Genomic DNA, 14,669 nt, shown 5'->3' on the forward strand with positions numbered 1-14,669 from the left:
CCCTGCTTGTGTTTGGCGTTAACTCCCCGGGGTGGCCCGTAACTACCCCGCCCCCGCCCTGCGGGGGGGTGCCCCGCTCCCCGCCGGGGGCCGCCGGGGCGGTCAGCGAGGCACGCTCCGCACGTCGAGCCGCGAGCCGGACCTCACGGCCGTCCGCTCCGTCCGGGTGCGCGGGCCCTCGCCCTACGAGGGGCCTGCCGACCTCGGCGGCGAGGACCGCCGGTTCGCCGCCGCGCGAACCTTCTGGGGGGCGGGTGGCATCCTGGCGTCGCTGCCGGGGCGCGCCACGTCAACCATCTCTGGGACAACCGGGCGGCAGAGTACAGGCCGGCCCGCCTCGCCACTGCCCAGCGCTACGGATTCCGGGCACCCCACACGCTGATCGCCGACGAGATCGCGATCGCGACCAGGGTTGCGCGGAGCGGTTCAGCAGCCGCCCGAGTTCGCCGAGCCCGAGCCTCCGGAGATCCACGGCGAGTAGGACGCCGGCGAGGGCTTGGGCCGCACGCTGCGCTTGGTGATCAGTTCGACCTCGACGCCGGCGGGGCCGAGCAGCACGGTCAGGGCCTCCCGCAGGCGCTCCGCGTCGGTGCCGGCGGGCGGCTTCCACGCCACCTGCCCGCCGGTGAAGTCCAGCCGCCCGACGAGCGCATCCTCGGCCGGCGCGCGATCGCCCTCGTAGGGCTCCATGATGCTGTGCACCAGCCGGACGGCGGGCAGTTCGGTCAGCGGCCGCCAGTCGTCGGGGCGCCCGCCCCGGACCAGCCGGTAACGCTCCGCCGCCTCGGGCGGGGCGAACTCGATCCGGTGGACGGTGGTCACTTCCATCCGGGCGATCACCGGGACGGCAAGCAGGTACTCGACCCCCGCGATCACCCCGACCACCGCGGCGACGGTGCCCCCGGTCGCGCCGAGGAGCCACAGGACGAACGCCACCATGAACGTCGGCACGAAGAGCACCAGCGGCGCCTTCAGCGCACTCCCGACGGCCGTCAGGCAGTACAGCAGCGCACTGCGCCGGGTGCCGCCGCCCTCGCGCAGGACGATGTCGGTCGAGGCGGGGCCGGTGCGCAGGACGTCATCCAGAGCCATGCCAGGAGCGTAGGACTGCCGAACAGGACCGGCCAGAGTCCTGACGCGGCCAATGCACCTGATGCCCGGCACAACTGACGTGGCATCAGTTCGATGGTGCCGGGCCGGGGCAGCCTCACTCCGGCCCGGGCGAGCGTGCGGCCGCACCGGCCCGGTAGAACGGCAACTCCCGCCCCACCGGCACGATGTGCGTCCACGCCGGTACGAGCTTTCCGGCGGCCGGCTCGCCGCAGACCACACCCGGCGCCGTCCCGGACCGCAACCGTTCCCGGGCTTCCTCCACGAGGGCGGAAGCCGAACCGCTGTCCACCACGCAACCCGCCCCTTCGCGGTCCCGCCCCGGCGGTCTTCCGCTCCGGACGGCGACGCCCCACGGAACCCCACGGAACCCCACGGAACCCCGCGGTGCCCGCCTCCCGCCGCCGCACGTTCGCCACGCGCCTCGACTCGGCACCGGAGCCACCCGAGCCACCACCCCGGGAGCGCGGGGGCCGGCGGGGCCGACTTCCCGCGCAGCCCGGGGGCCGGCCGGCGCGTCCGGATGAGGAGATCGCCCTGCCGGACCCGACCGTCCGCCCACAGGGCCGGGGCCCTGAACCGGCAGGCCGGCGGGCTTCGGCGCTATACCGTCCCGGAGGGCGAGGCCCACCAGGTCGAGGGGGTCGCGGTGACATAGCCCAGCGACTCGTACAGCGGTCTGCCCAGCTTCGAAGCGGTGAGCGTGGCCGGCAGGTCCGCCAGGTGGGCGAGGGCGCCGAGCATGACGGCCCGGCCCACGCCACGCGACCGGAACGCCGACGACGTACCGACCCAGTAGTGGCTGCCGACGCCGTCGGCCACGACGCTGACGCAGGCTCCCGCAGCCACACCGTCGAGCGTGGCGACGAACACGTCCACGCCGGACTGTTCGATCAACGCCGTCGGGAACAACTCGCCGGGACGGTGGGGCTCGAACCCGTCCAGCTCGAAGCCCTCGATCACGACCCGCTCGGCCGCCTGGAGGTCCTCGGACTGCCGTGCCCGGATCACGTCCAGCGCCGGTTCTCCGACGGGCCCGGGCTGGCGCAGCATGATCGGCATCTGCCAGTTGCGCATGCCGAGGTGGTTCAGATCGGTCGAGCCGAACGGATCCTCGACGTTCACGGGGCCCGCGGCCCGGCGCGTCAGCTCGCTCACCTCGGCCAGTTCGCCCGGGTCGAGGTCGGGCTCCTGGATCAGGATCCGCAGTCCTGCACGCGCGTCGCCGTCGACCGCGACGAATCCGCGACGCCGGATCACCTCGTGTCCCCGGCAGAGGCCGGTGAGGGTCCAGAAGGCGGCGGAGTTCCGGGCTTGACGCATCGGCGCCTCGGCCAGGGACACGGGCTGGTCGGTCGACGTGGGTCCTGTTGTCATTGTGCCTACGGTAGTGGGGAATTGACCCATCCTGCCGGACCAATTCCCCGCGGGCCGACTGGGCCACCCTTCGAGCCCGGCCACCCGGCGAGCCCGAGCGTCCCGGGGCCCGCCCTCATCGTACGGCCCGACCTGCGGTTTTCCCGGTGCACGCCGCCCACCCGCGGGTGAACCGGCGGGGACACCGTGGCGCGGGAGGTCCCGGCCGGCACGATCGCGGCGACGATGCCGAGCGGCACCGCCGGCGGGCCCCCGCCGCGACGGCGAGCAGGATCGCGGGCAGGCGGAGGACGCCGAGCAGCCCCGGAAGGACGAGGCCCGGGAGGGCCTGATCGAGCGCCGGGTGCCTGCGCTCGCGACGCGAGTCGCCGTCCTCGGGCAGGACGGGGTCGATGGTGGAGGGGGTGGTCCGCAGGATGCCTTCCAGGGCCACGGCCCGAAGCTCAGGACCGCCGACCGCTTCCGGCCAAGGTGCCGGGGTAGCGGAACGGGCCCGGACACTCGCGTGCCCGGGCCCGTGCGACAGGGGTGCCGTCAGTGCGCGGCGGCCTCCCAGTTGGGGCCGACGCCGACCGAGACGTCCAGCGGGGCGCGCAGCGGGTAGGCGCCCGCCATCTGCTCGCGGACGACGGCCTCGACCTGCTCGCGCTCGCCCGGGGCCAGCTCCAGCACGATTTCGTCGTGCACCTGGAGCAGCATCCGGGAGGTGAGGCCGGCCGCACGCAGCGCTTCGTCCACCCGGAGCATGGCGATCTTGACGATGTCGGCGGCCGAGCCCTGGATCGGGGCGTTGAGGGCCATCCGCTCGGCCATCTCGCGGCGCTGGCGGTTGTCGCTGTTGAGGTCCGGCAGGTAGCGGCGGCGGCCGAGCAGGGTCTCGGTGTAGCCCGTCGCCCGGGCCTCGTCGACGACCCGGCGCAGGTAGTCCCGCACGCCGCCGAAGCGCTCGAAGTAGGTGTCCATCAGGCCCTGGGCCTCGGCGGGCTTGATGCCGAGCTGCTGCGAGAGCCCGTACGCGGAGAGTCCGTACGCCAGGCCGTAGGACATCGCCTTGATCTTGCGGCGCATCTCGGCGTCCACCGCGGCGCGCGGCACCTCGAAGACCTGGGAGGCGACGGTGTTGTGCAGGTCCTCGCCGGAGGCGAAGGCCTGCAGCAGCGCCTCGTCCTCGGACAGGTGGGCCATGATCCGCAGTTCGATCTGGGAGTAGTCGGCGGTGAGCAGCGACTCGTAGCCCTCGCCGACGACGAAGGCGCGGCGGATCGCCCGGCCCTCCTCGGTGCGGACCGGGATGTTCTGCAGGTTCGGGTCCTGCGAGGAGAGCCGGCCGGTGGCGGCGACCATCTGGTTGAAGGTGGTGTGGATCCGACCCTTGGGCGAGACGGTCTTGAGCAGGCCCTCGACGGTGGTGCGCAGCTTGGCCTGGTCGCGGTGGCGCAGCAGAATGACCGGCAGTTCGTTGTCGGTCTGGGTGGCCAGCCAGGTGAGCGCGTCGGCGTCGGTGGTGTAGCCGGTCTTGATCTTCTTGGTCTTGGGGAGTGCGAGCTCGCCGAAGAGGATCTCCTGGAGCTGCTTGGGCGAGCCGAGATTGAACTCGTGCCCGGCGGCGGCGTGCGCCTCCTCCACCACGCGCTGGATCTCGGCGGCGAACTGGGCCTCCAGGCCGGTGAGCCACTCGCGGTCGGCGGCGATGCCGTAGCGCTCCATCCGGGCCAGCAGGGCGGCGATGGGCAGTTCCATGTCGTGCATCAGCTCGGCGGCGCCGACCTCGCCGAGGCGGGTGTCGAAGAGCGCGGCGAGGTCGAGTACGGCGCGGGCCTGGAGCATCAGCGACCGGGCGGCGGCCGTCTCGTCCTCCTCCGGTGCGTCGAAGGAGAGTTGGCCGCTCTCGGTGGCGGGGGCCGGGGTGAGCGAGCGGGCCAGGTACTCCTCGGCGAGCACCTCCAGGGTGAAGGTGCGGCGGCCGGGCTTCTCCAGGTAGGCGGCGAGCGCGGTGTCGGCGACGACGCCCTCGATGGTCCAGCCGCGCTCGGCGAAGGCGCGCATGACCTGCTTGGCGATGTGCAGGGCCTTGGGGGCGCCGGCGTCGGCGAGCCAGGCGGCGAAGGCCCGCTCGTCCTCCTCGGCGAGCAGCGCCGGGTCGAACCAGGCGGCCGTCTCCCCGGCGGCGAGTGCCACTTCGGTGACCTCGCCGGCGCCGAGCGCCCACTGGTAGACGGCGGCGAGCGCGACGGTGGTCTTGCCGTCGGAGGCGTGCTCGGCGAGCCAGGCGGCCAGGGTGCCGGGGTCGGTGAGGAGTTCGCCGTCCACCTCGACGCCGGGGGCGAGCTCGGCTTCGGCGGTGTCCGAGCCGGTGGTCGGGTCGATGCCGAAGACGCGGTCGCGGAAGTTGGCGTTGCGGAACTCCAGCGACTCCATCAGGGAGCCGACGGCGTCCTTGTCGAACGGCTTGCGGTCCAGGTCGGTGACGCCGAGCGGGAGTTCGACGTCGCGGACCAGCTCGGTGAGCACCCGGTTGCGCTTGACCGAGTCGAGGTGGTCGCGCAGCTTCTCGCCGATCTTGCCCTTGACCTCGTCGGCGCGGGCGACGAGTTCGTCGAAGGAGCCGAACTGGTTGACCCACTTGGCGGCGGTCTTCTCGCCGACGCCGGGGATGCCGGGGAGGTTGTCGGACGGGTCGCCGCGCAGCGCGGCGAGGTCCGGGTACTGGCGCGGGGTGACGCCGTACTTCTCGGCGACCTTCTCCGGGGTGTAGCGGGTGAGCTCGGAGACGCCCTTGGTCGGGTAGAGCACGGTGACGTGGTCGGTGACCAGCTGGAGCGAGTCGCGGTCGCCGGTGACGATGTCGACGTCGTAGCCGGCCGCCTCGGCGGCGGTGGCCAGGGTGGCGATGATGTCGTCGGCCTCGAAGCCCTCGGCCGTCAGCCGGGGGACGTGCATGGCGTCGAGCAGTTCGCCGATCAGGCCGACCTGGCTGCGGAACTCGTCCGGCGTCTTGGCGCGGTTGGCCTTGTAGTCGGGGAACTCGACGGAGCGGAAGGTCTGCCGGGAGAGGTCGAAGGCGACGGCGAGGTGGGTGGGCTGCTCGTCCCGGACGGTGTTGGCGAGCATCGAGGCGAAGCCGTAGACCGCGTTGGTGGGTTGGCCGGTGGAGGTGTTGAAGTTCTCCACGGGCAGGGCGTAGAAGGCCCGGTAGGCCATCGAGTGCCCGTCGAGCAGCATCAGCCGGGGCCGCGGGCCGGCCCCGCCGCCACCCGTCGCGCCCTTGTCCGTACTCTGCGTAGCCACGTCAACGTCCGTTCCTGCCGATTCCACTACCGGCCACCGATCCTATGGCCCGGCACCGACAAAAAGGACGCCGCGCCGGTTCGGCCACAGCTGCTACCTATGAGTAGGACGGTCGTACGATCACAGGCGGCACATCCCCCCAGCAGATCCCAGCGGCAGGAGTTCCCCCATGACCGATGCGGCCCCCGGCACCGCACCCCTCGACGTCCCCGGCACCGCCCCCGACGCCACTCCCGACACCGCCCCCGTCCTGAACGTCCCGCAGGACGTACTGGACCACTTCGCCAAGCTCGGCGTGAACCCGGAGACCTTCTCGGGCGGCCACCTCGGCGACAAGCTCGGCATCCGGATCGTCGAGGCCTCCGGCGACCGCGTGGTCGGCACCATGCCGGTGGAGGGCAACCAGCAGCCGTACGGGCTGCTGCACGGCGGCGCGTCGGCGGCGCTGGCCGAGACGCTGGGCTCGATCGGGGCGATGCTGCACGCCGGTCCCGGCCGGTACGCGGTCGGTGTGGACCTCAACGCGACCCACCACCGCTCGGCCACCTCCGGGCTGGTGACCGGGGTGGCGACGGCCGTGTTCAAGGGCCGCACCGCGGCCACCTACGAGATCGCGATCACCGACGACACCGGCCGGCGGATCACCAGCTGCCGGCTGACCTGCATGCTGCGCGACCTCTGACGGCGACTCCGACCGCGCCATCCCGCCCGACAACGTCCCTACCGGACCCGCGAGTTCACTCCGGACAACATCAAGTCCCTTTTCCGCCCCCTTGTTTGACCTTCCGCCACCCTGGGCAGGCGTTGGTCTGGACAAGGGGGCCTTCGCATGTCCGGGCGCGGTCGGCACAAACCCGCCCCTGTAACGCTGCGTAACAAGTAGGAAATCCGATCAATTGCCGGTTCCGAGGCCCGCGGGCGCCCCGGGATCATCCGGTCGCGCCCTCCTTGTCCGTAATCCGGACGCTCAAGGCCGAAAGCAGGGCATCGGACACAGGTGTCCGATAATCGGCGCTGCCAGCTGCAACCCCCATTTCTGGGCCTTACATCGCCCTACCAGCGCGTAAACGCCCGGCATCGCGGGATCGATCGAGCCAGAACGACCACATCGTGAGACAAATACTCCGTGTGCTCATAACAAGAGAATCACAGCCTGCTCTCAGCACTGCCCGAGCCGCCCAACGGCATCTAGAGTCACGGCCAGTCACCGCGCCATTCGATTGGGCCAGGCCCTCCGCGCACTCCGGCTCCCGCCATTCAGGCGCGGGCGCCTCCTGAACCGAAGGGGACCCTCGTGCGTCATCGTTCAGCAGTTGTCGTGAGCATTGCCGTGATCGGCGCCCTCAGCCTCAGCGCCTGCGGCTCCCGCGGAGAGAAGAAGGCCGACGGCGGCACCTCCAACTCCGGCTCCACCACCGTCGTCATCGGCGTCGACGCCCCGCTCACCGGCGACCTCTCCGCCCTCGGCCTCGGCATCCGCAACTCCGTCGACCTCGCGATCAAGAAGGCCAACGAGTCCAACGAGGTCCCCGGCGTCAAGTTCGAGATCAAGGCCCTGGACGACACCGGCAAGCCCGCCCCCGGCCAGCAGAACGCCACCCAGCTCGTCGGCGACTCCAAGGTCCTCGGCGTCGTCGGCCCGCTCAACTCCAGCGTGGCCCAGTCGATGCAGCAGATCTTCGACGACGCCTCCCTGGTCGAGGTCTCCCCCGCCAACACCGGCGTCGCCCTCAGCCAGGGCGAGAAGTGGGCCAACGGCGAGAAGAAGCGCCCGTTCACGTCCTACTTCCGCACCGCCACCACCGACGCCGTCCAGGGCCCCTTCGCCGCCCAGTTCCTCTACACCGACGCCAAGAAGACCAAGGTCTTCCTGATCGACGACCAGAAGACCTACGGCGCGGGCCTGGCCGGCACCTTCAAGGGCGAGTTCACCAAGCTCGGCGGCCAGCTGGTCGGCGAGGAGCACGTCAACCCCGACGACCGCGACTTCGCCGCCATCGTCACCAAGGTCAGGAGCTCCGGCGCCGAGGCCGTCTACTACGGCGGCGAGTACCCCGCGGCCGGCCCGCTCTCCCTCCAGCTCAAGGAGGCCGGCGTCAACATCCCCCTGATGGGCGGCGACGGCATCCAGAGCGGCGACTTCATCAAGCTCAACCCCAAGAGCCAGGGCGACTACGCCACCGCCGTCGGCCTGCCCGTCGAATCCCTCGACACCGCCAAGAAGTTCATCGCCGACTACAAGACCGCCGGCTACAAGGACGCCTACGAGACCTACGGCGGCTACTCCTACGACAGCGCCTGGGCCATCATCCAGGGCGTCAAGCAGGCCGTGAAGGACAACAACGGCAAGGTCCCCGACCGCAAGGCCGTCCGCGACGCCGTCCAGAAGGTCAGCTTCGACGGCGTGACCGGCAAGGTCTCCTTCGACGAGTTCGGCGACACCACCAACAAGCAGCTCACCGTCTACACCGTCAAGGACGGCAAGTGGGCCGTGGAGAAGTCCGGCACCTTCAAGGGCTGACACCCAGTCACCACCAGCACCACCAGCGCCACTTCACCACCACCGCGCGCGGGGGCGCCACGAGTGCCCCCGCGCGCACCCACATCCACCACCCACGCGGACACCCCCGAACGCACTACGGAGGCCCAGCGGTGCACGACCTACCGCAGCAGCTGGCCAACGGCCTGATCCTCGGCGCCCTCTACGGACTCGTCGCGATCGGCTACACGATGGTCTACGGCATCGTCCAGCTCATCAACTTCGCCCACGGCGAGATCGTCATGGTCGGCGGCTTCGGCGCCCTGACCGCCTACCTCGCCCTCCCCGGCGGCACCACCCTGTGGCTGGCCCTGCCGCTCATGCTGATCGCCGGCATCCTGGTCTCCACCCTCACCGCCGTCGCCGCCGAGCGCTTCGCCTACCGCCCCCTGCGCAACGCCCCCCGACTGGCCCCGCTGATCACCGCGATCGGGCTGTCCATCTTCCTCCAGCAACTCGTCTTCTCCTTCTACCCGGACGCCAAGAAGGCCCGGGTCTTCCCCAAGCTCCCCGGCGACCCGTTCAGCCTCGGCTCCGTCACCATCCAGCGCAGCGACCTCTTCCTGATCATCGCCGCCCCGCTGTGCATGCTCGCCCTCGGCTGGTTCGTCACCCGCACCCGCTCCGGACGCGCCATGCAGGCCACCAGCCAGGACCCGGACACCGCCAAGCTGATGGGCATCGACACCGACCGCATCATCGTCATGGCCTTCGCCATCGGCGCCGCGTTCGCCGCCGTCGCCGCCGTCGCCTACGGGCTGCGCAGCGGCCAGGTCGACTTCCGGATGGGCTTCATCCTCGGCCTCAAGGCCTTCACCGCCGCCGTCCTCGGCGGCATCGGCAACATCTACGGCGCCATGCTCGGCGGCCTCGCCCTCGGCCTCGCCGAAGCCCTCGCCACCGGGTACATCCAGCACCTGCCCGGCATGCACCTCTTCGGAGGCGGCGCCTGGAAGGACGTCTGGGCGTTCGTACTCCTCATCCTCGTGCTCCTGATCCGGCCCCAGGGCCTGCTCGGCGAGCGCGTCGCGGACAGGGCGTGACCACCATGACCACCACCCGCACCGAAACGACCCCGGTCATCCCGCTGCCGGCCCGCGCCGCCACCGCCGTCACCGCACTCGGCGCCCTCGCCACCGCCGCCTCCGCCGCCATGTCCTGGACCTGGACCTCCGACTTCCCCGGCGACCTCACGTACTACGGCTCCCCGGCCGGCCTCCAGTGGCTCGCCCTCGCCGCCGGGCTGCTCACCCTCGTCCTGCTGCTCGCCGCCCAGGGCGTCCCCGGACTGCGCTGGGCCGCCCCCACCCGCAGCAACAACGCCGTCCTGTTCGCCGCCACCGGCGCCCTCGCCGTCGCCGTCTACGCGGTCGCCGCCGTCTCCGCCGAACTCGGCGGCCTCGCCAACCTCGAACCCGGCGGCTGGGTGCTCGCCGCGGGCGGCCTGATCTCCGTCCTCGGCGCCCTCGCCCTGCCGCTCGACCGCCGCACCGCCGTCCCGCTGCGGATCCTCGACAAGCGCCTCTTCCTGCTCGTCCCGGTCGCCCCCGCCGCCTGGTTCGGCGCCCACGCCGTCCCCACGGACAAGCCGGTCGCCCCGGTCCTGACCGCCCTCGCCGGCGGCCTCGCCATCGCCGCCGGCGCCGTCCTGCTGCTCCAGCTCGGCCACCTCGCCAACAGCGCACTGCGGCTGGGCCGGATCGACCGCCCGCTGGCCGCGGCGCGGGCGCTCCCCTCCTGGGTCGAGGTGCTGCTGATCGTCCTCGCCTTCGGCACCGGACTGTTCGCGATCACCTTCGGCATCGACACCGAGTACGGCGAACTCTTCACCGGCTACCTGCTGTTCGTCGCCCTCGCCGTCCCCGCCCTGGCCAAGTCCGGCCTGCTCGCCCGGCTGCGCGCGCTGACCGTCAAGCACCGCCCGGTCACCACCGGCGCCGCCTTCGCCGCCGCCGCCGGCTTCCCGTTCACCCAGACCAGCGACCAGTACACCTCGGTCGCCACCAACATCCTGATCTTCGCCACCGTCGCCCTCGGCCTCAACATCGTCGTCGGCCTGGCCGGCCTGCTCGACCTCGGGTACGTCGCCTTCCTCGGCGTCGGCGCCTACGCCGCCGCCCTGGTCTCCGGCTCCCCCGCCTCGCCCATCCACGTCCAGTTCCCGTTCTGGGCCGCGATGCTCACCGGCGCCGTCGTCTCGATGATCTTCGGCGTCCTGATCGGCGCCCCCACCCTGCGGCTGCGCGGCGACTACCTCGCCATCGTCACCCTCGGGTTCGGCGAGATCTTCCGCATCACCATGCTCAACCTCAACGGCACCACCGGCCCCAAGGTCACCAACGGCTCCAACGGCATCCCGCGCATCCCCGACCTGGAGATCCTCGGCTTCGACCTCGGCAAGCCGCACACCGTCCTCGGCGTCGAACTCGGCCGCTTCTCCAACTACTACCTGCTGATGCTGCTCGTCACCGCCGTCGTCGTGCTGGTCTTCGCCCGGGTCGGCGACTCCCGCATCGGCCGCGCCTGGGTCGCCATCCGCGAGGACGAGACCGCCGCCGAGGCCATGGGCATCAACGGCTTCCGGCTCAAGCTGCTCGCCTTCGCCCTCGGCGCCCTGCTGGCCGGCCTGGCCGGCACCGTCCAGGCCCACGTCAGCTACACCGTCACCCCCGACCAGTACACCTTCGCCGAAGCCCTCCCGCCGAACTCCGCCTTCCTGCTCGCCGCGGTCATCCTCGGCGGCATGGGCACCATCAGCGGCCCGCTGGCCGGCGCCACCCTGCTCTTCCTCATCCCCAAGAAGCTCGAATTCCTCGCCGACTACCAGCTCCTCGCCTTCGGCGCCGCCCTCATCGTCCTGATGCGGGTGCGCCCCGAAGGACTCATCCCCAACCGGCGCCGGCAGCTGGAGTTCCACGAGGCCGCCCTCCCGGCCCAGGCCACCGGCGAGCCGACCGCACTCACCAAGGCAGGGGCGTGACCGACCCGATGACCACCACCGCCGCACCCCTGCTCGAAGTCACCGGCGTCACCATGCGCTTCGGCGGCCTCACCGCCGTCAACGACGTCTCCCTGACCGTCGGCGAAGGCGAGATCATCGGTCTCATCGGCCCCAACGGCGCCGGCAAGACCACCTTCTTCAACTGCCTCACCGGCCTGTACGTCCCCACCGAGGGCGCCGTCCGCTTCCGCGACACCCTGCTGCCGCCCAAGCCCCACCTGGTCACCCAGGCCGGCATCGCCCGCACCTTCCAGAACATCCGGCTGTTCGCCAACATGACCGTCCTGGAGAACGTCCTGGTCGGCCGGCACACCCGCACCAGGGAAGGCATCTTCTCCGCCATCCTGCGCGGCCCCGGCTACCACCGCGCCGAGGCCGAGAGCCGCGAGAAGGCCATGGAACTCCTGCAGTTCACCGGCCTCGCCGAGAAGGCCGACCACCTCGCCCGCAACCTCCCCTACGGCGAGCAGCGCAAGCTGGAGATCGCCCGCGCCCTCGCCTCCGAACCCGGCCTGCTGCTGCTCGACGAACCCACCGCCGGCATGAACCCCCAGGAGACCCGGGCCGCCGAGGAACTCGTCTTCGCGATCCGCGACAAGGGCGTCTCCGTCCTCGTCATCGAGCACGACATGCGCTTCATCTTCAACCTCTGCGACCGCACCGCGGTGCTCGTCCAGGGCCAGAAGATCGTCGAGGGCGACCGCGAGACCGTCCAGAACGACGAACGCGTCATCACCGCCTACCTGGGCGCCCCGCTCGAAGGCACCACCCCGGCTGTTCCGGAGAACGTTACGGAGACCGACCAGTGACCGCACTCCTCGAGGTCGAGGACCTCCGCGTCGCCTACGGCAAGATCGAGGCCGTCAAGGGCATCGGCTTCACCGTCGAACAGGGCGAGGTCACCACCCTCATCGGCACCAACGGCGCGGGCAAGACCACCACCCTGCGCACCCTGTCCGGCCTGCTCAAGCCCACCGCCGGGCGGATCACCTTCGACGGCCAGGACCTCTCGACCGTCCCCGCGCACAAGATCGTCGCCCTCGGCCTCGCCCACTCCCCCGAGGGGCGGCACATCTTCCCCCGGATGACCATCGAGGAGAACCTCCTCCTCGGCGCCTTCCTGCGCACCGACGCCGCCGGCATCACCGCCGACGTCGAACGCGCCTACGGCCTGTTCCCGATCCTCGGCGAACGCCGGCGCCAGGCCGCCGGCACGCTCTCCGGCGGCGAACAGCAGATGCTCGCGATGGGACGGGCGCTGATGTCCCGGCCCAAGCTGCTGATGCTGGACGAACCCTCGATGGGGCTCTCGCCACTGATGATGCAGAAGATCATGTCCACCATCGTGGAGCTGAAGTCCTCCGGCACGACCATCCTCCTGGTCGAGCAGAACGCCCAGGCGGCACTCTCGCTCTCCGACCGGGGGTACGTCATGGAGACCGGCCGCATCGTCCTCTCCGGGACCGGGCCCGACCTCCTGCACGACGAGTCCGTCCGCAAGGCCTACCTCGGCGAGGACTGAGCCCGTACACACGTCGAAGGGCCCGGCAGAAACGTTCTGCCGGGCCCTTCCCGTACCTCTTACTCGCCCTTGGCCTCGTCCGCCTTCTTGCGGTCCTGGGCCTCGCCCTCCTCGATGACCGCCTCGGCCACCGCGGCCATCGTCATCCGGCGGTCCATCGAGGTCTTCTGGATCCACCGGAAGGCGGCCGGCTCGTTCAGCCCGAACTTGGTCTGCAGCACGCCCTTCGCCCGGTCCACCAGCTTCCGGGTCTCCAGCCGCTGGCTGAGGTCCCCGATCTCCTTCTCCAGCGCCCGCATCTCGGCGTACCGGGAGACCGCCATCTCGATCGCCGGCACCAGGTCCGACTTCGAGAACGGCTTGACGATGTACGCCATCGCCCCGGCGTCCCGCGCCCGGTCCACCAGCTCCCGCTGCGAGAACGCCGTCAGCATCAGGACCGGCGCCAGGTGCTTGTCGTGGATCTGCTCGGCCGCGGAGAGCCCGTCCAGCACCGGCATCTTCACATCGAAGATCGCCAGATCCGGCTTCAGCTCCTCCACCAGCCGCACCGCCGTCTCCCCGTCACCGGCCTCACCGACGACGGTGTACCCCTCCTCCTCGAGCATCTCCTTGAGGTCGAGGCGGATCAGCGCCTCGTCCTCGGCGATCACAATCCGGGTGATCTGGGGCATATCGGTCTCAAGCGGCTGCGCCTGCTCGTCGGCGGTGCTCACGGGGCTCCTAGTTCCGGCGGGGTACTGCATGCACGAGGGTACCCAGACACGGTATGTTTGAGACCAGCGGGTCCGAGGTTCAACCTTCGAATCCACGGGCGCCCCGGTAGCCCAGCGGGAGAGGCGATGGTCTCAAACACCATACAGCGTGGGTTCGAATCCCACTCGGGGCACTTTTCCTTCGATCCTTAAGTCACTTAGGGCAACCTAATGGTTGGCGATCTTCATCAATCTGGATGAAAATCGCGGCACTCCCCAGACCTATCCGTGTGATTCGCGCACGCTCGGCCGCATGTACGACATGGCCGCACGCCGACGAGCGCTCGATCTACATTCCTCCGGACTGACCTTCAGCCAGGTCAGCCGCGCGACCGGAATATCCCGGTCCTCGATCCGCGAGTGGGCTTCCGGTGCCGTCCCCAGCCCGCGCATGACCGCCGAATGCCCGCTTCGCGACGGCCGGCTCGACCCCTCCCGCCCGCACGCGGACTACGCCTACCTGCTCGGGCTCTACCTCGGTGACGGCTGCATCAGCAAGGGTCGCCGCGAGGTCTACGCCCTCCGCATCGCCTGCTGCGACACCTGGCCCGGCCTCATCGAGGAGTGCGTGCGGGCCGTCTCCGCCGTCATGCCGCACAACAAGGTCAACTGTGTCCACGCGCCGGGCTGCACGAGCGTCGTCAGCATCAGCAAGCACTGGCCCTGCCTCTTCCCCCAGCACGGCCCCGGCCCGAAGCACCTGCGGCCGATCGTCCTCGCCCCCTGGCAGCAGGCGATCGTGGACGCCCACCCCTGGGCGTTCCTGCGCGGTCTGATCCACTCCGACGGGTGCCGCATCACCAACTGGGCGACCCGTACGGTCGGCGGCGCCACGAAGCGCTACGAGTACCCCCGGCACTTCTTCGCCAACACCTCGACCGACATCATCGGCCTCTTCACCGCCACCCTCGACGCCGTCGGCGTCCAGTGGAAGGCCTCGATCCCCCGCCCCACCGGCCAGGTCAACATCTCCGTCGCCCGCAAGGACTCCGTCGCCCTCATGGACACCCACATCGGCCCGAAGTACTGACAGCGGCGCGGCCCGTCCGAGGAAGGGCCGCGCCGCAGGGAGCCTCA

At 70.9% G+C, this 14,669-nt stretch carries 11 protein-coding genes and 1 tRNA gene; 8 read left to right on the forward strand and 4 right to left on the reverse strand.

Going from position 1 to position 14,669, the window contains the following annotated elements; translation table 11 throughout:
- Positions 1-426: 426 nt before the first annotated feature.
- From ACFWJ4_RS24005 to polA, 3 genes are all read right to left on the reverse strand, one after another.
- The gene (locus ACFWJ4_RS24005; protein ID WP_380546852.1) at positions 427-1,092 is read right to left on the reverse strand and encodes a hypothetical protein; all 666 of its coding nucleotides are present in this window, start codon (positions 1,090-1,092) and stop codon (positions 427-429) included.
- Positions 1,093-1,713: 621 nt separating this feature from the next.
- Complete coding sequence (locus tag ACFWJ4_RS24010; protein WP_380546854.1) at positions 1,714-2,487, reverse strand: GNAT family N-acetyltransferase; 774 nt, start codon at positions 2,485-2,487, stop codon at positions 1,714-1,716.
- A gap of 534 nt (positions 2,488-3,021) precedes the next feature.
- Positions 3,022-5,709, reverse strand: coding sequence for a DNA polymerase I (gene polA, locus ACFWJ4_RS24015; RefSeq protein ID WP_380546899.1), 2,688 nt, complete (start codon positions 5,707-5,709; stop codon positions 3,022-3,024).
- A gap of 235 nt (positions 5,710-5,944) precedes the next feature.
- Here polA and ACFWJ4_RS24020 point away from each other — a divergent pair, with 235 nt between their 5' ends.
- From ACFWJ4_RS24020 to ACFWJ4_RS24045, 6 genes are all read left to right on the forward strand, one after another.
- Positions 5,945-6,457: a PaaI family thioesterase gene (locus tag ACFWJ4_RS24020; protein ID WP_380546856.1), complete on the forward strand. Its 513-nt coding sequence runs from the start codon at positions 5,945-5,947 to the stop codon at positions 6,455-6,457.
- Positions 6,458-7,069: 612 nt separating this feature from the next.
- On the forward strand, positions 7,070-8,296 hold the full coding sequence (locus ACFWJ4_RS24025; protein WP_380546858.1) for a branched-chain amino acid ABC transporter substrate-binding protein: 1,227 nt from the start codon (positions 7,070-7,072) through the stop codon (positions 8,294-8,296).
- 131 nt (positions 8,297-8,427) lie between these two features.
- Entirely contained in the window at positions 8,428-9,357 is a 930-nt protein-coding gene (locus tag ACFWJ4_RS24030; protein WP_359819021.1) for a branched-chain amino acid ABC transporter permease, read from the forward strand.
- Between the two features lie 5 nt (positions 9,358-9,362).
- Positions 9,363-11,294, forward strand: a complete 1,932-nt coding sequence (locus ACFWJ4_RS24035; RefSeq protein ID WP_380546901.1) for a branched-chain amino acid ABC transporter permease — start codon at positions 9,363-9,365, stop codon at positions 11,292-11,294.
- An 8-nt stretch (positions 11,295-11,302) separates the two neighbouring features.
- Entirely contained in the window at positions 11,303-12,124 is an 822-nt protein-coding gene (locus ACFWJ4_RS24040; RefSeq protein WP_380546903.1) for an ABC transporter ATP-binding protein, read from the forward strand.
- Entirely contained in the window at positions 12,121-12,837 is a 717-nt protein-coding gene (locus tag ACFWJ4_RS24045) for an ABC transporter ATP-binding protein (protein ID WP_359914214.1), read from the forward strand. The genes ACFWJ4_RS24040 and ACFWJ4_RS24045 overlap by 4 nt, the downstream gene beginning before the upstream one ends.
- Before the next feature lie 59 nt (positions 12,838-12,896).
- Here ACFWJ4_RS24045 and ACFWJ4_RS24050 read toward each other — a convergent pair whose 3' ends face one another.
- Complete coding sequence (locus ACFWJ4_RS24050; RefSeq protein ID WP_359914233.1) at positions 12,897-13,511, reverse strand: response regulator; 615 nt, start codon at positions 13,509-13,511, stop codon at positions 12,897-12,899.
- Between the two features lie 142 nt (positions 13,512-13,653).
- Here ACFWJ4_RS24050 and ACFWJ4_RS24055 point away from each other — a divergent pair.
- Positions 13,654-13,726: transfer RNA gene (locus tag ACFWJ4_RS24055), tRNA-Leu, on the forward strand.
- Between the two features lie 257 nt (positions 13,727-13,983).
- On the forward strand, positions 13,984-14,622 hold the full coding sequence (locus ACFWJ4_RS24060; RefSeq protein ID WP_380546860.1) for a hypothetical protein: 639 nt from the start codon (positions 13,984-13,986) through the stop codon (positions 14,620-14,622).
- Positions 14,623-14,669: the final 47 nt, after the last annotated feature.

Source organism: Kitasatospora sp. NPDC127067 (genome assembly GCF_042724755.1).
GTDB classification, from domain to species: Bacteria; Actinomycetota; Actinomycetes; order Streptomycetales; family Streptomycetaceae; genus Kitasatospora; species Kitasatospora lactacystinica.